We start from the raw sequence: 17,258 nt of genomic DNA, 5'->3' as shown, positions 1-17,258 counted from the left end.
TGTCAGTTTCGTTAGCGTCAAACAAGAGCGCCATCCGCAATCAAGCCGGTTTCATCAACGGTGGCGAATTATGAAGTTGACTCGAATAGCAGGAATTCGCTTCCCAGAGCCAAAGGCGAAGGGATAGAGAAAGGTGTCAAACAGCGGGTAAGCGCTATAAATACTATTGTTGATTAGGAGTGTGCCAGGATGTCAGAAGCGTACAAAAACGCCGGCGTCGACATTGCCGCGGGGAACGAAGCGGTGGAACGCATGAAGCGGCATGTAAAAACGACGTTCAGGCCGGAAGTGCTCACCGATCTGGGCGGTTTCGGCGCATTGTTCGGCTTGAACAAAGACAAGTACGAGGAGCCGGTGCTCGTATCGGGGACGGACGGCGTCGGCACGAAGCTGAAAATTGCGTTCGCGATGGATAAGCACGATACGATCGGGATCGACGCGGTAGCGATGTGCGTGAACGATATTGTCGTTCAAGGGGCGGAGCCGCTGTTTTTCCTCGATTACTTGGCCTGCGACAAAGTCGTGCCGGAGAAAATCGAAGCGATCGTGGCGGGCATCGCCGACGGATGCCGCCAGTCGGGCTGCGCGCTGATCGGCGGGGAGACGGCGGAAATGCCGGGCATGTACGCGGACGGCGAGTACGATATCGCCGGCTTTACCGTCGGCATCGTGGACCGCGCCAAAATCATCGACGGCTCGACGATTCAAGCCGGCGACGCTGTCATCGGGCTGGCATCCAGCGGCGTACACAGCAACGGGTTTTCGCTCGTGCGCAAGCTCTTGCTGGAACAGCATGGCTATAAGCTCGCGGACGAACTCCCGGAACTGGACGGGCTAACGCTCGGAGCCGCATTGCTTGAACCGACGAAAATTTACGTGAAAACGGCGCTCAAGCTGATCGAGAGCGTCAATGTGAAAGGAATGGCCCATATTACCGGCGGCGGTTTTATCGAGAATATTCCGCGCATGCTTCCGGCGAACGTCAACGTCGAGATCGAATACGGATCTTGGCCGATTTTGCCGATCTTTGCGCTTATGCAATCGAAAGGCGGCATTTCGCATCGCGATATGTTCACCACCTTCAATATGGGGATCGGAATGGTCGTCGTCGTGCCTGCCGAGCAAGCGGACGAAGCGCTGCGCATTGCCGAAGAATGCGGGGAGAAGGCGTATCGTCTCGGCACCGTGACGCCTGGCGGTAAAGCCGTTACGTTCACGGGGGCGGATGTATAATGGGCGGCTGCCGCATCGCCGTGTTCGCGTCCGGGAACGGCAGCAATTTTCAAGCGATCGCCGATGCGGCGCAGGCAGGCAAGCTCGATGGAACGATCGAGCTTCTTGTTTGCGACAAACCGCAGGCAAAGGTGACGGAACGCGCGCGCGGCGCAGGCGTACCGGTCTTTGCGTTCGTGCCCAAGGAGTACGAATCGCGCGAAGCGTACGAAGAGGAAATATTGGCGCTGCTTCGGGAGAAACGGATCGATCTGATCGTGCTCGCAGGCTATATGCGCCTTATTACGGATACGCTTGTGAAACCTTACTACGGCAAAATGATCAACATCCACCCGTCGCTCCTCCCGGCGTTCCCGGGCAAGGACGCCATCGGACAAGCATTGGATTACGGAGTGAAAATAACGGGCGTTACCGTGCATTTCGTGGACGGAGGCATGGATACGGGACCGATTATCGCGCAGCGCCCGGTTGCGGTCGAGGAGGGCGATACGGCGGAATCGCTCGCCGCGCGCATCCAACGTACCGAGCAGGAGGTTTATCCGCAAGTCGTGCAATGGTATTGCGAAGGCAAAATAAAGTTGACGGACCGGAAAGTAACGATCTTCAAGAGGTTGTTCAAAAAATCAACTTTTGATCACGAAGCGTGACTGGTGGCAGATTCGACATCGAATCTCGCGTTCACCCTCGAAGAGCATATGCTTACGTAGTATGTTTCCTCCGGAAACATTTCAGGTGCTCATGTAGGTTTTGCCTACACTGCGCTCCTCTTTCTTCGGGTTCTCGCAACCTTCTCGGTGCTGAAAAGCCGACTTTTTGAACACGCATTTAAAATAAATCATGATTTGAGCAAATAAGGAGGAACAAACCATTATGGCAATACGCAGAGCATTAATCAGCGTGTCCGACAAATCGGGGATCGTGGAGTTTTCGCGCGAACTGGCAAACCTTGGCGTAGAGCTCATCTCTACCGGCGGCACGAAAAGCTTGCTGGAATCCGAGAACGTACCGGTCATCGGAATATCCGAGGTGACGGGCTTTCCGGAAATTTTGGACGGGCGCGTCAAGACGCTCCACCCCGCCGTTCACAGCGGACTGCTCGCCGTGCGCGACAGCGCGGAGCATCAAGCGCAAATGAAGGAACTCGGCCTGGATTATATCGATCTGGTCATCGTCAACCTGTATCCGTTCAAACAAACGATTGCGAAACCGGATGTAGCGTATGAAGACGCGATCGAGAATATCGATATCGGCGGCCCGACCATGCTCCGTTCGGCGGCGAAAAACCATGCGTTCGTGTCCGTCGTCGTCGACGCGGCCGATTATGTGCATGTGCTTGAAGAGATTCGCGCAGGCGGGGATACGACGCTGGAAACGCGCAAACGGCTCGCAGCCAAAGTGTTCCGCCATACCGCGGCATACGATGCGCTCATCTCCGATTATTTGTCCAAGCAAACCGGAGAGCCGCTACCGGAAACGTACACCGTTACTTATGAGAAGGTGCAAGACCTTCGCTACGGCGAAAATCCTCATCAGAAAGCCGCATTCTACCGCAAGCCGCTCGCTTCCGCGGGCAATATTACGACGGCGGAGCAGTTGCACGGCAAAGAGCTGTCCTATAACAATATTAACGACGCGAACGCGGCGCTTGCCATCGTGAAAGAATTCGACGAGCCGGCCGTCGTCGCGGTCAAACATATGAATCCATGCGGCGTCGGCATCGGCACTACGATCCACGAAGCTTACCGGAAGGCGTACGCAGCCGATCCGACATCGATCTTCGGCGGGATCGTCGCCGCAAATCGCCCGATTGGCGAGGAAACGGCCAAACTGTTGAACGGCATTTTTCTCGAAATCGTCTTGGCGCCGGAGTTTACGCAAGAAGCGCTGGATATTTTGACGAAGAAGAAAAACATCCGTTTGCTGAAGCTGGGCGAGCTTGCCGCGGCGGCGGAACGCAAACCGGATTTCGCCGTCACTTCCGTGGACGGGGGCATGCTGATCCAGGAAACGGATGTGCACAGCCTCGACGTCTCGAAATTGAAAGTCGCGACAAATCGCAAACCGACCGAAGAGGAACTGAAACAGCTGCTGTTCGGCTGGAAAGTCGTCAAGCATGTCAAATCGAATGCGATCGTGCTGGCGAAGGACAATATGACGATCGGCGTCGGCGCCGGCCAAATGAACCGCGTCGGCGCGGCGCGAATCGCGATCGAGCAGGCCGGCGGCAAAGCCAAAGGCTCGGTGCTTGCTTCGGACGCGTACTTCCCGATGGGCGATACGCTTGAGCTTGCGGTGCAAGCCGGCGTGACCGCGGTCATTCAGCCGGGCGGTTCGATCCGGGACGAGGAGTCGATTCATGTGGCGAACGAACATGGAATCGCGATGGTATTTACGGGCGTCCGCCATTTCAAACATTAAGGAAGCATTGGGAGGCATAGCAGATGCGTATTTTGGTCGTCGGTCGCGGCGGAAGAGAGCATGCGATCGTATGGTCGCTCTCCAAAAGCGACAAAGTGAAGCAACTCTATTGCGCGCCGGGGAATGCGGGCATTGCGCAAATCGCCGAATGCGTCGATATTGCGGAACATCGGTTTGAAGAGCTGGCGCAGTTTGCCTCGGATCATGCGATCGATCTGGTGGTCGTCGGTCCGGACGATCCGCTTGCGGACGGAATTGTGGATTACCTTGAAGCCAAGGATCTCAAGGTGTTCGGGCCCCGCAAAAATGCGGCCCTGATCGAAGGCAGCAAAACGTTTATGAAAGATTTGCTTCAGAAATACGGCATTCCGACAGCAGCCTACGAGAAGTTCGACAATTACGAAGAAGCGCTCGCTTATTTGCGGAAGCAGCAGGTTCCGATCGTGATTAAAGCGGACGGCCTCGCGGCAGGCAAAGGGGTTGCCGTCGCTTATTCGATGGAAGAAGCTGAGCGGGCGCTGCATGATACGATGGTCGGCAAAGTGTTCGGCTCGGCGGGCAATCAAGTTGTGATCGAGGAATTTTTGCAAGGGCAGGAAATGTCCATCCTGTCTTTCGTCGATGGGGAAGTCGTACGCCCGATGGTCGCGGCGCAAGACCATAAGCCGGTCTATGACGGCGACAAAGGTCCGAATACCGGCGGCATGGGCACGTATACGCCGCTGCCGCATATTCCGCAATCGGTAATCGACGAAGCGGTGGAGACGATCGTCAAGCCGACGGCCAAAGCGATGGCAGCCGAAGGCCGCCCGTTTCGCGGCGTTCTCTTCGCGGGATTGATGATCGCGCCTGACGGCAAGCCGAAAACGATCGAGTTCAACGCGCGCTTCGGCGATCCGGAGACGCAGGTCGTGCTGCCGCGGCTAAGGACCGATCTCGCCGATATTTTCCTCGCGGTCGCCGAAGGCCGTCTCGACCAGTTGAAAATCGAATGGAGCGACGAAGCGGCCGTTTGCGTCATTCTCGCTTCCGGGGGCTATCCGGCTTCCTATCCGAAAGGGCTTCCGATCGACGGACTCGATGAAGTGCAGGATAGCCTCGTGTTCCATGCGGGAACGGCCCGCGACGGGGAAGGGCGTTACGTCACGAACGGCGGACGCGTGCTGGGTGTCGTCGGGCTTGGCAAAGATATTGCCGAAGCGAGAGCGAAGGCGTATGCCGATGCGGAACGGATTCGCTTCGAAGGCAAGCATCAACGGTCGGATATTGCCAATAAAGCGTTGGTATAATCAATCATAATACGGCATAACAAAGAGACGATTCGTCGTTAAATGACGATCGTCTCTTTGCGCCTTTTTGCCTCCTCCGGGACGCCTGTGACGAAATGCCGGATATGTTTGCGCCTGGATTCCAAATCCATTCGCGCATTCGACCCCACCTGAAACGCCGAGGCGGTTGACACGGCCGTCAGCTTGATCGCGCCGACCTTAATCAACGGGCATTCGTCATATATCGTAAGATTTAGATCTTCTTCGATCCCCGGTTGCGGAATCGGTCTTGTAAAGGCGGGCCAATCCGCGAAATTGCCTTCATCCTCGAAGAAGACGGACACTTCCCGCTGAATCGCCAAAGCGTTGGTCTGCGCGCGAAGCGCAATCGCATCCCCGCCGAGAAAGGTCGATGCGTCCGAGACGGTTCCGATATAAATATTGGCGACACAAGAGATTCTGCCCATGAGCGCCACCTGCTTAACGAGTCGGTGACAGCGGAACCAACGGCCCGGTTAGAACGGCTTCCGGCGGAGTGTCGAATACGGTGGATGAAGTAATGACTTTCGTATCCCCGATCAAAAAAACGGAAGAAGCAGCCACGCCGATCACCCGAATCTGTTTGACGCAAATTTCTTTGTTTACTACCGTCATATTCATCAATCGTCAACCTTTCCGATCTAATAGTGACTGAATGTGTCGGGACAATCCTTCGTCAATGTCGCGCTTGACTTTCTCGGCGATCATCGACATCTCTTCGTCCGGATTGCCGCCCTCCGCTTCATAATCCGATCCGGATATATAATAACGGATGCGCCCGTCAATCTGTTTGCGAATATCTTCAATGACCGTATCGGCATAGTTCGCTTCAAGCGCAAGAGCGTGTCGCTGCTGAGCCAAGGCGAGTTGTCTCGGCACTTCCTCGTGCAAATATCGAACAACTTGTTGTTGAACGCCGTCGAATAGGTCCGTTTGTTGCGGCCCCGTCAGTTGATCCAGCGATTGGCCGTTTACTTCGAACTCTTCGATCGATTTTCCGCCTTCCGGCGCAATGCCGATGTTTAACGTTCCTTCCAGCGTTTCGATTTTCAATTGATCGAATTTGTATTCGATTCGTTCGATCGTCGTATGGCTGCGCTGTTTCAACGAATCGATATCCGCCTGCGATTGCCGTACCGTCTGTTCCAAGTTCGAAACGGTCTCATTCAACTGTTTGACCGTACGTTCCAAATGTTGAACCCTTTGCTCCATCCGGCGGAGCTGTTCCGTCTGCCAATGGAGATGATTTGCCATTTGTCCGTAGAGATGCGGGTGCATCGTGTCGCCCCCTTTCCCTTCCAATCCTATGCAGGGCAGGGCTTGTTAATGCGTTATGCCGTTTTTTGCGATCTTACTACAGGGGACGGCAATGGCACCAGAGGCTCGCCCGACGGCGGCGGCTGGCCAAGTTGCGGGGCGGGACCGGGAAATCCTCCGGTATTATACAAATTGGATAATGATTTGATGACGCCTGCCGTGCCGATTTGAAAGTGAGACGAATTCGTAATGGAGTCGATGCGAATCTGCTGTATGGTGATACATTGATGCACGGTTAAATTCATGTCAGACACCCTTCGCAGTAGAGTTGTCAACTACATCCGGATCGTTCGTATTCGTGCCGCTGCCTTGGTTATTGGCGATGTTGGTTCCGATGGAATCGCCGGTTGTAAAGGAGTTGGCGCCCGCATATGATTTGGAATTGCTTGTGAGTACAATCGCAGCCGTATCTCCCATTTGAACGTTGGAACTGGGGCCGACGTTAACGATTTTTATATTTCCGATAATTGCCGGCATTGTTAACATCCCACCCGTCGTCTGCGTAGTCAATGTTTATTGTATGAGGATATCCGCCCATTTGTCACTTCAAAAGGTTGTTCAAAATCTCCTTTACAAAAGTTGATGTTTTGAACATTCACTTCAAATGCCTCCTTTCCATATCATATATGGATGACGAAACAGGGAGATGAACGGAATGAAGCGGCGAAAATCGGACGGTTTCGAGTGGGCGGGCCAAGATCCGTTTTTTAAAAACAACGTCCCCTTCAACGGGCTTGGCGATAATTTTTCATTGGATATGTCCTCTATCGAAAATTATGTGAAGGATGTGTTGAACCGCGTATCAACGATGAATATCGGGAGCGGCGAAACGCAGCTGTCTTGCGAAGTATTTGAAACGCATCATTTTGTATTCGTCCGGATTCGGATTCCCAAGCAGATCAATCCCAAAAGCTTGCGCATCTTTCTCAATACGTTTCAGGTCAAAATCGAAGGATTGCCGGGGGGCAGGGAGCAAATGATTAAACTGCCCGCCCCTGTCGTATCGATGGAGAGCAGAGCGCTGTATAAAGAGCCGTATTTGCAAATCAAAATTCCGAAGCTGCCCGGCGAAAGCTACGACGAAGTATATGTCCGGTATTCGTAACCGAATCGCTATTCCTTGTAAAAAATCCGCTCGCGCTTCACATAGACATAAATCATTGCAACCGCAACGCCGCATATCAATACAATAGGCAGCCAATACGTCTTAAGCAATTGCAGCGCATTTTGGAGCATGGAATTTCCCCTCCGTGTCCGGATCGAAGTCCGGTATTTTGTGCTTACTTTTCCCTTGCGCGAATCTGTTCATACCGATTGTTATTTTTGCTTAACCGCTCTATTGACTCCGACGGGTAAAATGATGTATAAATAAAACATAGTAAATTTATAGGAATTATCAGATTAAGGGCGAACGAGTTAAAATAGATGCAATCAGGAGGGATGGGCGATGGAACGGCAAATCGTAATTCGCCATGAAACGTTGGAGCTTGCGGCTGCAATCCATTATCCGAAAGGGGCGGCATCGCAGGATGGACAGGCGTCGCGCGTTCCGCTTACGATTATTTGCCACGGGTTCGCGGGCAACCGCATCGGAGTAGACCGTCTGTTCGTCAAGACGGCGCGCGCATTGGCCGAAGCCGGGCATTTGACGATACGGTTCGACTATGCGGGCTGCGGGGAAAGTACGGGGGAATACGGCTATCTCGGCTTGGATTCGATGATCGCCCAAACGCGTGCGGTAATCGACTATGCGCTTAGCTGCGGCAACGTCGATGCGACTCGCGTCACGTTGATCGGGCACAGCTTGGGCGGCGCGATAGCGCTGTTGACTGCGGTGAAGGATAAAAGGGTAAAACGGCTGGCCCTCTGGTCGGCGGTTGCGTATCCGTTCAACGATATCGTCAAAATTATCGGCCGGGAAAATTACGATCAAGCGACGATGCAAGGCGTGGCGGATTATTTGGGGTATTCGTTCGGCGCGGGATTCTTCGAATCGCTGGCGCGGCATCAACCGTTCGTCGAGGCGCGGAAGTTCGGCGGAGACGTCCTGCTCGCGCACGGAACTTCCGACGACGTCATTCCCGTCGACTACTGCCATTTGTATCAAAAAATATTCTGGCAATACAGCGAAGGGCATTGCGATCAGGAAATTATTTTTCAAGCGGATCATACGTATTCTTCCGGTCCCCACCAGCGCCTATTGATCGAGAAGACGAAGTCGTGGCTCAACCGGCTCGAGCAGCGCCAGGAAGATTGGCAGCATTGGACGATATAGGTCCGCTCGGCGCTGCATAAAAAACGGCCGTATGTCCCTACACTAACGGTAATGTAAAATCGACGAGGAACAGACTCTTAGCGAGAGTCGGGTTTTACGGTACCAATCAGGTTAGGAGGGTGCATATGCCGCAAGACGACGAGCATGGAAACGCATTGACCAAAGCTCTATTGTTCAACAGCCATTCTCCCGGTTACGTGGACGATCTTGAACCGGGCGATATCGCAGTGCCGAATGCGGGGAAGTCCGTGGCGGATGCCGGCCATGAAGGGGAAAATTACATGACGCGCAAATTGTTCTTGCAGAGCTACGGGTTGTACGACATTCGGGAAGACGATCCCGACGATTTTCCTTCATGAGGTGAACAGGCAACGAGCCGGTCGTGACGACCGGCTCGTTGCGGGGGGAACAGCGAATATTCGATGGTCTGCCGGCAAATTACATTTGACCGGCAGGGGTATGATTGACGAATGGGTCGCCCTTCTCGCCTTTCTTGCCGAATAAGCGGCGAAGATAAGGGATAAGGTAGCGGTCGAGACCGATGCGGCCTGCATTCGTACCGGCGACGACGATGAAAATTTCAAGCGCGAGCATTAAGGCGTTCGTGCTGACTGTGCCCGAGAACAAGAAGGCGAAGTTCATAACCATGCCCATCAATACTGCGAACCAAGTGAATGTGCCTAGAATCAATCCTAGCCCGACCAGGAATTCGCCCCAAGGAACGAGGAAGTTAAAGAGACCTACGTTCGGCATGGCGAAGTTTTCCAGGAAGGCCGCCCACCACCCTTGTACTGCCGGATGGTCGCCGCCCGCCTTGGCGATCGCTCCCGTCAAGAATCCGCCGGCGTCGAACCCGCCCGTAATTTTCCCCCAACCTGCCGTCATCCATTCGTATCCAAGATATAATCGAAGCACCAACAGTAACCACGATGCTACAACGTTCTCTCTCAGCCATTTTACGATCATCTCGCTCATCTCCGTTTCTTTTAATCTTTGGTGTTTCTTTATGTCTTTATTGTATGACGAAGATCATACTTACAATGTGATTTTTATCACAAAGTCACCCGAGTTTTGATGTTTTGCGGACGGTTTCCATACAATGTTCACATTTTCACAAAGTCCCGCCTTCCCGCGTTTGCTCAAGTCCCTTCTGCAAATCTATCATTTCGTGGTATAATTTTCTTTGGATTTACTAGACGCTTGAGGGAGGCATTCCATGAAGAAAACAAGTGCGCGGTATCACGCCACTCTGCTTATTATGATCGTAACGATTCTACTAACGGCTTGCGGACAAGGGAAGACGCTGCAGGAAGAGGTTCCTGTCGCGCCTGAATTGCCTGAAATCGAACAGCAGGTCGAGAAGCCGGAGCATGTCGCGCCGTTGACGGGAATGCCGCTCGAGGAACCCGCAACCGGCCGTCCGTTCGCCGTTATGATCAACAATATGTCCAAGGCAAGGCCGCAGTCCGGATTGACGCATGCGGATATCGTTTACGAAGTGTTGGCTGAAGGCGGCATTACCCGTCTTATCGCGATTTATCAAAGCGAGGAGCAATTCGAAGGCAAGATCGGTCCGATTCGCAGCATCCGCCCGTATTTGATCGATATCGGAGAGAGCTACAACGGCGTATTGGTGCACGCGGGGGGCAGCCCCGACGCTTATGCGATATTGCAGAAGCAGCGCAAAGATTATATGGATGAAATTACGAATGCCGGGAATTATTATTGGCGGGATAAATCCCGCAAAGCGCCGCATAACTTATATTCCGATCTCGCGAAACTGAAAGAAGGGGCGGAGAAGAAGAAATACGCACAAGACGCAGCGATCCCCGCCTATCCGTTCCTGGAAGAAGATTCGTTGCCGTCAGGCGAGGAAGCAAAGCGGATCGAACTGCAATTTCTATTGAAAAACTACCGCGTTTCCTATGAATACGACGAGGAGACGAAGCTGTACAAACGTTATATCGACGGCAAGCCGCATATCGATTTGGAGACGGAGGAGCAGTTGACGGCGACGAATTTGGTCGTTCTCGGCGCGGATCATAAAACGTTGGACGATATCGGGCGACTGGCTATTAATTTGGAGCAAGGCGGCGAAGCCGTTCTGTTCCAGCGCGGCAAAATGATCGAATGCCGGTGGTCGCGCGCTCCGGGCGATATAATTCGCATTAGCAGAGACGGCAGGGAACTGCCTTTCTATCCGGGCAAAACGTACTATCACATCGTTCCCAATTCGCCGACATTCGACAGCCATATCGTTATTCCGTCATCCGACAATGAGGAACAATCGGGTACATAGATCGGTTCGTTTTACGGCAAACTTTATAAGAAATTCAAAAAAAGCATTACATTTCCTTTACACAACTTTCGGCAATTGTGATAAGATAACTAAGGGAAAAAATCAGGCATAAAGGCATTTTGAGCGAAGGGGACAAACTATGTTCAAGAGAAACGATATCTTTTTTGAAACGTTGCAAAATATGTCGGACACCATTGTGCAAGCGATCGATCATTTTGCGAAAGGCGTCGCAAATCCGGGCGATTTGCCGACATTCGCCAAAGTGATGAAAGAATACGAATCCAAATGCGACGGATACGTTCATAAGATCGTAACCGAACTGAACAAAACGTTTATTACGCCGATCGAACGGGACGATATTATGGAGCTCGCCACATCGCTGGACGATGTGATGGACGGCGTGGAAGCATGCGTGTCCCGTTTCGATATGTATCAAATGAAAGATCACGATAAGCAAGTCGTCGTTTTTGCCGGTATTTTGCAGCGTTGCGCCGTCGAGATTCAGGATTCGATCCGCCTTTTGTCGCAAAAAAAATTGCTGGCCATCCGCGAGCATACGATTCGCGTCAACGAGCTGGAGAACGAAGGCGACGAAATTTTGCGCACATGCATTAAAAGCCTGTTCGCCACGGTAACCGATCCGATCGAATTGATCAAGCGGAAGGAAATTTACGAACGTTTGGAACAAACGACCGACTACTGCGAAGATGTTGCCAATACGTTGGAGTCCATCATAATGCGTAATTCGTAAGGAAACCCAAGGAATGCTTTCGAAGCGAGGAGGATAGAATTGCGCGGAAAGACCTGACAACGTTCTGTGCAATACATACATTATGGATTCGATGATGATCGTTTTAGGTATCGTTATATTTTTGGCGTTAGCTTTCGACTTTATAAACGGATTTCACGATACGGCCAATGCCATTGCGACATCGGTCTCGACCCGGGCCCTTCCGCCGCGCGTAGCCGTACTGCTGGCCGCCGTGATGAACTTCGTCGGCGCGTTGACCTTTACCGGGGTTGCCAAAACGATAGGGGGAAGCGTCGCCGACCCGGCCAAGCTCGACAACGGGGTCGAGATCGTCATCGCGACTTTGATCGCCGCGATTATATGGAATTTGGTCACTTGGTGGTTCGGCATTCCGTCATCTTCGTCGCATGCGTTGATCGGCGCGCTCGCCGGCGCGGTATTTGCGGGAGCGGGAATGTCGGGTTTGAATTTGGGCGGCTTCAAGACGATCGTGCAGGGGCTTATTTTTTCGCCGCTCATCGCGTTTGCCGTCGGCTTTATCGTCATGACGATATTCAAGTGGACATTCGGACGGCATAGTCCGCATACGGTGAATAAAGGCTTTCGAACGGGGCAAATCATAACGGCTGCGTTCCAATCGTTTACGCATGGAACGAACGACGCGCAGAAGGCGATGGGGATTATTACGTTCGCTTTGGTGGCGGCGGAAGTGCAGGACCATCTGGAAGTGCCATTATGGGTCAAGTTATCCGCAGCTACGGCGATGGCGCTCGGAACGTCGCTCGGAGGCTGGAAAATTATTAAAACGATGGGGACGAAAATATTCAAAATCGAGCCGATTAACGGATTCGCGGCCGATATCAGCGCGGCTTCCGTTATTTTGACCGCAACGCTCACCCACTTGCCTGTCAGTACAACGCATGCGATTACTTCGGCCATCTTGGGGGTCGGTTCGGCGAAGCGCTTCTCGGCGGTACGGTGGTCGATGGCCGGGAAAATCGTCGCCTCATGGATCATTACGATTCCTATTTCCGCCGCGTTGGCCATGATTATATTTAAATTGATCGACGTGTTTTTCATATAGATAAGGATGAAGCTTCGCCGAAGGGCGGGCTTTTTTTGTGAGCGAACGCAAAACATAAAAACACGCCGCATTGGCTTTATGCCATATACGACGTGCTGCAATGCCGGTATGCGGCCGCTTATTTGCGGCGCCGCACACCGGCGTTTTTTGTCGGTTTCCGGCTTGCGCCGTTCGTTTTCTTCACGCTCGTGCCATGGTATTTCGCGCCCTGTCCTTGTCTGCCGTTGCGTCCGGCCGTGCGGCGGCGCGTCGAACTGCCGGCGCGGCGGCGTCTGCGGCGGCGCGGCCTCCATTTGTCCACTTCGGGATCTATCGTTTTTTTGACTTTGGCTTTGCCGGGGAGAAACATATCCATCATCAGTCGCATTACGGGAGCCATTTGTTGTACGCTGGACATAATTTTTTGCACTTTGCCCATCGTGGAGACGATTCCTTCGATTCCTCCCATCCGGTCGATAATGCCCTTCAAGTCCCCCAGATTGGGGAAACCTCCGGCTTTCGGAGCAGCCGCAGCGGGAGCCTGAACGGGAGCGGGGTTCGCATATGGCACAAGCCCCAACTCCTGGGGTGGAGCATAGGGAACGAGACCGGTCGTATTCACTGCATTATATGGATTGTAAACGCCCTGATAAGGCGTTTCGCGATAATGATTCATCGCATTTCCTTCTTGGGGCATGGGATCACTTTCCTTCCCGATTAGTTTTCTTGCTCTATCCTATGTGGTAGGCTAACATAAGGATTGGACGTATGCCCGGTTCGCTGCGGTGAAGTTCACCTTTCAATTCTGTAAAGCATGAAAACTTTACAGCTTGAAAAGGGCTTGTAAACTAAGTACAATTAAATTACAAGTGATAGTAGAATCGGCAGGGGGCTAAGACGATGCAATTGAAAAAATTAAACGATAAAACGGTCGATCAATTGTTTGAAGCGATATTGACATTGCAAAGCGTTGAGGAATGCTACATATTTTTTGACGATTTATGTACGGTGAACGAAATCCAATCTTTGTCCCAACGGCTCGAAGTGGCCCGCATGCTCGGGAAAGGCTGCACGTATAACCAGATCGAGGCGGAGACCGGCGCGAGCACGGCAACGATTTCCCGCGTGAAGCGTTGTTTGAATTACGGCAACGACGGGTATAGAATGGCATTAGAACGATTGGAGCAGTAATCATGAAAGCGGGCTTCCTTATTATCGCTCACGGCTCCCGCGATCCGGGCTGGGTTCGGCTCGTCGACGAGGCTGTGCGCCAGGTGAATTGGGCAGCGATAACGCGCAACGTCCGTCTATCTGAAGCTATGGCGGATGCGGAGCGCCGGGAGGAAGCGGGGAATTCTTCGTTTGAAGTACCCTTCGAAGTTTCTTTTCTTGAGATCGTGGAAGGCCGCTTCATTCAGGACGGCATCGATCGGTTGGAAGCGCAAGGCGTTACCGACTTGTTCGTCATTCCGTTCTTCGTCTCCTCCGGCAGCACGCATGTCGATGAAATTGCATACGCTCTCGGGGCGAAGGAAGCTCCGGACGCGCCGACGGATTTGCCGCCGTTTCGGGTGGACGCGAACGTTCATTTCGGGCAGCCGATGGACGGGGATCCGGATTTGCTCGCGAACATTATCGTCGATAAGGCGCGGGCGTTGTCGGTGCATGCCGAACGGGAGGAGATACTGATCGTTGCGCATGGCAGCGATCTGCCTCTGTTCCGGGCAAGATGGGAGGAAGGACTGCGGCGCGTGGCGGCCTATGTTGCCGAACGCGGCGGATTCGCCGCGGCCGGGTATGCGCTGCTGCTGCCCGATCAAGTCAGGGAGAAAGCGCGGTTGTGGAAGGAGAGTACGGCCCTTGCGCCCATTGTTATGCCGCTTTTTTTAAGTCCGGGATATTTTACGGGCCATGTCATTCCGGAGCGGCTGCAAGGCGCGGCTTATCGATACGACGGCAACGCGCTGCTGCCCCATCCGCTCATACCGCGGTGGATCGAACGGCAGGCGGCGGCTTTGTTGAAGTTGAATAATATGTAAACGGAGACGTTCGGATGATCAAAAGAGCACGGTTCATTTATAATCCAACTTCCGGCAGGGAAGAAATAAAAAGACGGCTCGCCGATATTTTGCAACGGCTCGATATGGCCGGGATTGAGACGTCCTGCTTCGCGACGATGGGCGAAGGCGATGCGACCCGCGCGGCCGCCGATGCGGTGGACCGCGGCTTCGATTTGATACTCGCCGGAGGCGGAGACGGAACGTTATATGAAGTGATCAACGGGATGGCGGAACGGGAGAACCGGCCGCCGCTCGGCATTTTTCCGCTCGGGACGACGAACGATTTCGCGCGTGCGCTCGGGATTCCGCGCCATTGGAGCGATGCTTGCGATCTCATTATTCGCCAGGAGACGCGGGCGATCGATCTCGGCAAGGCGAACGACAAATATTTTATTAATATTGCCGGGGGCGGGTCGCTCACGGAATTGACGTACGAGGTGCCGAGCAAGCTGAAAACGATGATCGGCCAGTTGGCTTATTATATGAAAGGCTTGGAGAAAATGACGCATCTGCGTCCGTTCGAGCTGAAAGTGCGCGCTGCCGGCGTAGGGGAATTCGAGGAAGAGTTTATGATCTTCCTGATCGCCAACACGAACTCGGTCGGCGGTTTCGAGCGGCTTGCGCCCGAGGCGCGGGTGGATGATGGGATGTTCGACGTATTAATGCTCAAGAAATGCAATTTGGCCGAGTTTATCCGCATCGCCGGCATGGCGCTGCGCGGAGAGCATTTCAGCGATCCGAATTTGCTTTATTTTCAGACGAATCGGTTGGAAGTCTCAACGCCGGGCCATGTCCAGTTGAATTTGGACGGCGAGATGGGCGGCACGCTGCCTTGCACGTTCACGATGCTGCCTTCGCATATTCGGATCTATGCGGACAGAGCTTCCGAGGATTAATTCATGTGTCGCTGCATGGCGACAGTATGATCGTGATTGATATTAGCTTACGAGAGCAGTTGGAGCGGATATAAACGTATGAACGGGAAGAATGGAAAGCAAGGCGCGCGCGGGAAGCGCCAACGAGGCGGGGCTGCGGATTTGTCCGGGGTGCCTGTCGCCAAAAACGAGGAAGTGACGGTCGACATTGTCGGCCTCACGCATGACGGGGAAGGGGTAGGCCGTACGGACGGCTATACCCTTTTTATTCAGGGCGCGCTGCCGGGCGAACAGGTGCGCGCGAAAGTGTTGAAGGTGAAGAAGCAGTACGGCTACGCCAAGCTGCTTGAAGTGCTGCGGGCAAGCGCGGACCGGGTCGAAGCTCCATGCCCGATATACCGCCAATGCGGCGGATGCCAGCTGCAGCATATGTCGTACGAGGCGCAGCTGGATTGGAAGCGGCAGCATGTCGTCGATACGCTGGAGCGAATCGGGAAGTTCGCGGTAGCGGACGGTTCGGTTTCGGATCAGGGAACGGCCGGTCTGCAGGAGATCAGCGGCCCTGGCGAGAATGCGGCATTCAGGACGGATCGGGACACGGCTCCGGATGCCGTTGTCGTGCATCCGACGATCGGCATGAGCGATCCGTGGCGTTACCGCAATAAGGCTCAAGTGCCGGTGGGCGTCGTGGACGGCGGTCTGGTGGGCGGTTTCTACGCGCGCGGCAGCCATCGGATTATCGATATGGAAGCATGTTTGATTCAACACGAACATAACGACGAGGTCGTGCGTCAGGTGAAGGCGATCGGGCGCGAACTCGGGATTGCGGCATACGACGAGGAGTCCGGAACCGGGCTGCTGCGCCATGTCGTCGTCAAGATCGGCTTCCGCACCGGCGAGCTGATGATCGTGCTCGTCACGAACGGAGAGCGCATCCCGCGCGCCGACGAGTGGGTGGCGCGAATTCGGGAGCGGGTGCCGGGCGTGGCCAGCATCTGCCAGAACGTCAACACGAAGCGGACGAACGTTATTTTTGGCGATACGACGAAAGTGCTGTGGGGGCGCGACGTCATCTACGATTCGATCGGGGACGTGCGTTTCGCGATCTCGGCGCGTTCGTTCTACCAGGTCAATCCGGTGCAAACGGAGATCCTGTACCGCAAGGCGGTCGAGTACGCCGGATTGACCGGCGCGGAAACCGTCATCGATGCCTATTGCGGCATCGGGACGATCTCGCTCTTCCTCGCGCGGTACGCGGGGAAGGTGTACGGCGTCGAGATCGTGCCGGAGGCGATCGAGGACGCGCGCGCGAATGCGGCGTTGAACGGCATCGTCAACGCCGAGTTCGCGGCGGGCGCGGCGGAGGACGTCATGCCGCGCTGGCAGGCGCAGGGCGTGTCGCCCGACGTCGTCGTCGTCGACCCGCCGCGCAAAGGCTGCGACGCGCGCCTGCTCGAGACGCTGCTGGCGATGCGCCCGGAGCGCATCGTGTACGTCTCGTGCAACCCCGCGACGCTCGCGCGCGACCTGCGCGCCCTCGCCGACGGCGGCTACCGCGTCGCCGAGGCGCAGCCGGTGGATATGTTTCCGCATACGGTGCATGTGGAGTGCGTAATAGGAATATGTCGAGACGATACGTAGAAGTGCTGAATTATCAGTA

At 54.2% G+C, this 17,258-nt stretch carries 22 protein-coding genes; 14 read left to right on the top strand and 8 right to left on the bottom strand.

Annotation, left to right across the window (positions count from 1 at the left end; genetic code table 11):
- Window positions 1–189 precede the first annotated feature (189 nt).
- The 4 genes from purM (at window position 190) to purD (ending at window position 4,940) form a co-directional block, all read left to right on the top strand.
- Window positions 190–1,233: a phosphoribosylformylglycinamidine cyclo-ligase gene (gene purM, locus LQ229_RS15195; RefSeq protein ID WP_230192186.1), complete on the top strand. Its 1,044-nt coding sequence runs from the start codon at window positions 190–192 to the stop codon at window positions 1,231–1,233.
- The gene (gene purN / locus LQ229_RS15190) at window positions 1,233–1,880 is read left to right on the top strand and encodes a phosphoribosylglycinamide formyltransferase (RefSeq protein WP_216539240.1); all 648 of its coding nucleotides are present in this window, start codon (window positions 1,233–1,235) and stop codon (window positions 1,878–1,880) included. Before purM ends, purN begins: the two co-directional genes overlap by 1 nt.
- Window positions 1,881–2,103: 223 nt before the next feature.
- Window positions 2,104–3,651 (top strand): bifunctional phosphoribosylaminoimidazolecarboxamide formyltransferase/IMP cyclohydrolase, encoded by a 1,548-nt coding sequence (purH, locus tag LQ229_RS15185; RefSeq protein WP_230192185.1) that lies wholly within the window; start codon window positions 2,104–2,106, stop codon window positions 3,649–3,651.
- 23 nt (window positions 3,652–3,674) lie between these two features.
- Entirely contained in the window at window positions 3,675–4,940 is a 1,266-nt protein-coding gene (gene purD, locus LQ229_RS15180) for a phosphoribosylamine--glycine ligase (RefSeq protein ID WP_216539242.1), read from the top strand.
- Between the two features lie 38 nt (window positions 4,941–4,978).
- On the opposite strand, the gene LQ229_RS15175 is transcribed toward purD, so the two are convergent.
- The 5 genes from LQ229_RS15175 to LQ229_RS15155 are packed head-to-tail and all read right to left on the bottom strand — an operon-like array spanning window position 4,979 to window position 6,752.
- Complete coding sequence (locus tag LQ229_RS15175; protein WP_216539243.1) at window positions 4,979–5,386, bottom strand: spore germination protein GerPE; 408 nt, start codon at window positions 5,384–5,386, stop codon at window positions 4,979–4,981.
- A 13-nt stretch (window positions 5,387–5,399) separates the two neighbouring features.
- On the bottom strand, window positions 5,400–5,579 hold the full coding sequence (locus LQ229_RS15170) for a spore gernimation protein GerPD (protein ID WP_216539244.1): 180 nt from the start codon (window positions 5,577–5,579) through the stop codon (window positions 5,400–5,402).
- A gap of 6 nt (window positions 5,580–5,585) precedes the next feature.
- Window positions 5,586–6,236 carry a spore germination protein GerPC gene (gerPC, locus tag LQ229_RS15165; RefSeq protein ID WP_230192184.1) on the bottom strand — a complete coding sequence of 217 codons (651 nt, stop codon included), beginning with the start codon at window positions 6,234–6,236 and terminating at the stop codon, window positions 5,586–5,588.
- A 53-nt stretch (window positions 6,237–6,289) separates the two neighbouring features.
- A complete protein-coding gene (locus LQ229_RS15160) occupies window positions 6,290–6,520 on the bottom strand; it encodes a spore germination protein GerPB (RefSeq protein ID WP_216539246.1) in 231 nt (76 codons plus the stop codon).
- A 1-nt stretch (window position 6,521) separates the two neighbouring features.
- A complete protein-coding gene (locus LQ229_RS15155; protein ID WP_216539247.1) occupies window positions 6,522–6,752 on the bottom strand; it encodes a spore germination protein in 231 nt (76 codons plus the stop codon).
- A gap of 178 nt (window positions 6,753–6,930) precedes the next feature.
- Here LQ229_RS15155 and LQ229_RS15150 point away from each other — a divergent pair, with 178 nt between their 5' ends.
- On the top strand, window positions 6,931–7,380 hold the full coding sequence (locus LQ229_RS15150; protein WP_216539248.1) for a hypothetical protein: 450 nt from the start codon (window positions 6,931–6,933) through the stop codon (window positions 7,378–7,380).
- A gap of 8 nt (window positions 7,381–7,388) precedes the next feature.
- Here LQ229_RS15150 and LQ229_RS27130 read toward each other — a convergent pair whose 3' ends face one another.
- The gene (locus tag LQ229_RS27130; RefSeq protein WP_290370038.1) at window positions 7,389–7,511 is read right to left on the bottom strand and encodes a hypothetical protein; all 123 of its coding nucleotides are present in this window, start codon (window positions 7,509–7,511) and stop codon (window positions 7,389–7,391) included.
- A 211-nt stretch (window positions 7,512–7,722) separates the two neighbouring features.
- Between LQ229_RS27130 and LQ229_RS15145 the strand changes: the two genes are divergently transcribed.
- Together LQ229_RS15145 and LQ229_RS15140 are read left to right on the top strand one after the other, a co-directional pair.
- Entirely contained in the window at window positions 7,723–8,550 is an 828-nt protein-coding gene (locus LQ229_RS15145; RefSeq protein WP_216539249.1) for an alpha/beta fold hydrolase, read from the top strand.
- 125 nt (window positions 8,551–8,675) lie between these two features.
- Window positions 8,676–8,909, top strand: coding sequence for a hypothetical protein (locus LQ229_RS15140; RefSeq protein ID WP_216539250.1), 234 nt, complete (start codon window positions 8,676–8,678; stop codon window positions 8,907–8,909).
- Window positions 8,910–8,988: 79 nt separating this feature from the next.
- On the opposite strand, the gene LQ229_RS15135 is transcribed toward LQ229_RS15140, so the two are convergent.
- Window positions 8,989–9,516: a DoxX family protein gene (locus tag LQ229_RS15135; protein WP_216539251.1), complete on the bottom strand. Its 528-nt coding sequence runs from the start codon at window positions 9,514–9,516 to the stop codon at window positions 8,989–8,991.
- Window positions 9,517–9,766: 250 nt separating this feature from the next.
- Here LQ229_RS15135 and LQ229_RS15130 point away from each other — a divergent pair, with 250 nt between their 5' ends.
- From LQ229_RS15130 to LQ229_RS15120, 3 genes are all read left to right on the top strand, one after another.
- Complete coding sequence (locus LQ229_RS15130; RefSeq protein ID WP_216539252.1) at window positions 9,767–10,849, top strand: DUF3048 domain-containing protein; 1,083 nt, start codon at window positions 9,767–9,769, stop codon at window positions 10,847–10,849.
- A 139-nt stretch (window positions 10,850–10,988) separates the two neighbouring features.
- The gene (locus LQ229_RS15125) at window positions 10,989–11,600 is read left to right on the top strand and encodes a DUF47 family protein (RefSeq protein WP_216539253.1); all 612 of its coding nucleotides are present in this window, start codon (window positions 10,989–10,991) and stop codon (window positions 11,598–11,600) included.
- 82 nt (window positions 11,601–11,682) lie between these two features.
- A complete protein-coding gene (locus LQ229_RS15120) occupies window positions 11,683–12,684 on the top strand; it encodes an inorganic phosphate transporter (protein WP_230192183.1) in 1,002 nt (333 codons plus the stop codon).
- Window positions 12,685–12,802: 118 nt separating this feature from the next.
- Here LQ229_RS15120 and LQ229_RS15115 read toward each other — a convergent pair whose 3' ends face one another.
- The gene (locus LQ229_RS15115) at window positions 12,803–13,339 is read right to left on the bottom strand and encodes a hypothetical protein (protein ID WP_216539255.1); all 537 of its coding nucleotides are present in this window, start codon (window positions 13,337–13,339) and stop codon (window positions 12,803–12,805) included.
- A 224-nt stretch (window positions 13,340–13,563) separates the two neighbouring features.
- Between LQ229_RS15115 and LQ229_RS15110 the strand changes: the two genes are divergently transcribed.
- From LQ229_RS15110 to rlmD, 4 genes are all read left to right on the top strand, one after another.
- Window positions 13,564–13,854: a YerC/YecD family TrpR-related protein gene (locus LQ229_RS15110; protein ID WP_216539256.1), complete on the top strand. Its 291-nt coding sequence runs from the start codon at window positions 13,564–13,566 to the stop codon at window positions 13,852–13,854.
- 2 nt (window positions 13,855–13,856) lie between these two features.
- Window positions 13,857–14,702 carry a CbiX/SirB N-terminal domain-containing protein gene (locus LQ229_RS15105; protein ID WP_253298193.1) on the top strand — a complete coding sequence of 282 codons (846 nt, stop codon included), beginning with the start codon at window positions 13,857–13,859 and terminating at the stop codon, window positions 14,700–14,702.
- 14 nt (window positions 14,703–14,716) lie between these two features.
- The gene (locus LQ229_RS15100; RefSeq protein WP_216539257.1) at window positions 14,717–15,619 is read left to right on the top strand and encodes a diacylglycerol kinase; all 903 of its coding nucleotides are present in this window, start codon (window positions 14,717–14,719) and stop codon (window positions 15,617–15,619) included.
- 78 nt (window positions 15,620–15,697) lie between these two features.
- On the top strand, window positions 15,698–17,239 hold the full coding sequence (rlmD, locus tag LQ229_RS15095; RefSeq protein WP_230192182.1) for a 23S rRNA (uracil(1939)-C(5))-methyltransferase RlmD: 1,542 nt from the start codon (window positions 15,698–15,700) through the stop codon (window positions 17,237–17,239).
- The last annotated feature ends 19 nt before the right edge of the window (window positions 17,240–17,258 follow it).

Origin of the sequence: Paenibacillus sp. CECT 9249 (assembly GCF_918697855.1) — a bacterium.
In the GTDB taxonomy this organism is placed as follows: domain Bacteria; phylum Bacillota; class Bacilli; order Paenibacillales; family Paenibacillaceae; genus MSJ-34.
The sequence above is the reverse complement of the archived record's forward strand: the minus strand, read 5'-3'. Positions and strand labels throughout refer to the sequence as shown.

Bases quoted from the DNA above. Each gene is read 5' to 3' on its own strand.
- LQ229_RS15150 (WP_216539248.1), top strand. From the start codon at position 6,931: ATGAAGCGGCGAAAATCGGACGGTTTCGAGTGGGCGGGCCAAGATCCG.
- purN (WP_216539240.1), top strand. From the start codon at position 1,233: ATGGGCGGCTGCCGCATCGCCGTGTTCGCGTCCGGGAACGGCAGCAAT.
- purH (WP_230192185.1), top strand. From the start codon at position 2,104: ATGGCAATACGCAGAGCATTAATCAGCGTGTCCGACAAATCGGGGATC.
- LQ229_RS15100 (WP_216539257.1), top strand. From the start codon at position 14,717: ATGATCAAAAGAGCACGGTTCATTTATAATCCAACTTCCGGCAGGGAA.
- rlmD (WP_230192182.1), top strand. From the start codon at position 15,698: ATGAACGGGAAGAATGGAAAGCAAGGCGCGCGCGGGAAGCGCCAACGA.
- LQ229_RS15125 (WP_216539253.1), top strand. From the start codon at position 10,989: ATGTTCAAGAGAAACGATATCTTTTTTGAAACGTTGCAAAATATGTCG.
- LQ229_RS15175 (WP_216539243.1), bottom strand. From the start codon at position 5,386: ATGGGCAGAATCTCTTGTGTCGCCAATATTTATATCGGAACCGTCTCG.
- gerPC (WP_230192184.1), bottom strand. From the start codon at position 6,236: ATGCACCCGCATCTCTACGGACAAATGGCAAATCATCTCCATTGGCAG.
- LQ229_RS15115 (WP_216539255.1), bottom strand. From the start codon at position 13,339: ATGAATCATTATCGCGAAACGCCTTATCAGGGCGTTTACAATCCATAT.
- LQ229_RS15145 (WP_216539249.1), top strand. From the start codon at position 7,723: ATGGAACGGCAAATCGTAATTCGCCATGAAACGTTGGAGCTTGCGGCT.
- LQ229_RS27130 (WP_290370038.1), bottom strand. From the start codon at position 7,511: ATGCTCCAAAATGCGCTGCAATTGCTTAAGACGTATTGGCTGCCTATT.
- LQ229_RS15160 (WP_216539246.1), bottom strand. From the start codon at position 6,520: ATGAATTTAACCGTGCATCAATGTATCACCATACAGCAGATTCGCATC.
- LQ229_RS15105 (WP_253298193.1), top strand. From the start codon at position 13,857: ATGAAAGCGGGCTTCCTTATTATCGCTCACGGCTCCCGCGATCCGGGC.
- LQ229_RS15170 (WP_216539244.1), bottom strand. From the start codon at position 5,579: ATGAATATGACGGTAGTAAACAAAGAAATTTGCGTCAAACAGATTCGG.
- LQ229_RS15135 (WP_216539251.1), bottom strand. From the start codon at position 9,516: ATGATCGTAAAATGGCTGAGAGAGAACGTTGTAGCATCGTGGTTACTG.
- LQ229_RS15140 (WP_216539250.1), top strand. From the start codon at position 8,676: ATGCCGCAAGACGACGAGCATGGAAACGCATTGACCAAAGCTCTATTG.
- LQ229_RS15155 (WP_216539247.1), bottom strand. From the start codon at position 6,752: ATGCCGGCAATTATCGGAAATATAAAAATCGTTAACGTCGGCCCCAGT.
- purD (WP_216539242.1), top strand. From the start codon at position 3,675: ATGCGTATTTTGGTCGTCGGTCGCGGCGGAAGAGAGCATGCGATCGTA.
- LQ229_RS15130 (WP_216539252.1), top strand. From the start codon at position 9,767: ATGAAGAAAACAAGTGCGCGGTATCACGCCACTCTGCTTATTATGATC.
- LQ229_RS15120 (WP_230192183.1), top strand. From the start codon at position 11,683: ATGGATTCGATGATGATCGTTTTAGGTATCGTTATATTTTTGGCGTTA.
- LQ229_RS15110 (WP_216539256.1), top strand. From the start codon at position 13,564: ATGCAATTGAAAAAATTAAACGATAAAACGGTCGATCAATTGTTTGAA.
- purM (WP_230192186.1), top strand. From the start codon at position 190: ATGTCAGAAGCGTACAAAAACGCCGGCGTCGACATTGCCGCGGGGAAC.